2 rRNA genes are annotated in these 712 nt (G+C 54.1%); both read right to left on the bottom strand.

The features are described from left to right. Positions 1 to 99 (bottom strand): 23S ribosomal RNA (locus MHY23_RS11850); the annotation flags it as partial. A gap of 405 nt (positions 100 to 504) precedes the next feature. After that, positions 505 to 712: ribosomal RNA gene (locus MHY23_RS11845) — 16S ribosomal RNA — on the bottom strand; the annotation flags it as partial.

Here is a 712-nt window from a genome sequence, read left to right as displayed (position 1 = left end):
CGCTTTGTTGGCAACTCCCCGAGGCATAACGCAGCCTCACACGTCCTTCATCGGCTCAGCATGCCAAGGCATCCACCATACGCCCGTAACAAAACACACGGACACACAAACAATCAAGGTATAAACACCAAAACACAAAAAAGAAAGATACTCGCGTCCACTATACAGTTCTCACACAACACAACCCCCACACACAACCAACCACAACCAACGTGGCCAGCCGACATGAGAGCCCAACAGGAACAACCTTGTGCTGCCCCAGACACCCAACAGTGCACCAACGCATATCAAATCTTTTGTCACGCAAACCGGTGTGACCACCCACCAGGCACCATGTGAGCACAACCCTTATCAGGCCAGCCGCACCACCATCCAGACGATGCAACCATGACCCTCAGGTGTGTCTCCACCCGGCAAAATACTTTCGTGGCAGTCGCACACTCGGCGACTCAACCACACAACCAATGACCCACAACTGCGGGCACACAAATAAAAGCTCCTTAGAAAGGAGGTGATCCAGCCGCACCTTCCGGTACGGCTACCTTGTTACGACTTCGTCCCAATCGCCGATCCCACCTTCGACAGCTCCCATGACAGGCCACTGGCTTCGGGTGTTACCAACTTTCATGACGTGACGGGCGGTGTGTACAAGGCCCGGGAACGTATTCACCGCAGCGTTGCTGATCTGCGATTACTAGCGACTCCGACTTCA

The sequence above is a fragment of the Corynebacterium sp. ACRQP genome (genome assembly GCF_022345915.1).
GTDB lineage: Bacteria > Actinomycetota > Actinomycetes > Mycobacteriales > Mycobacteriaceae > Corynebacterium > Corynebacterium lehmanniae.
The sequence above is the reverse complement of the archived record's forward strand: the minus strand, read 5'-3'. Positions and strand labels throughout refer to the sequence as shown.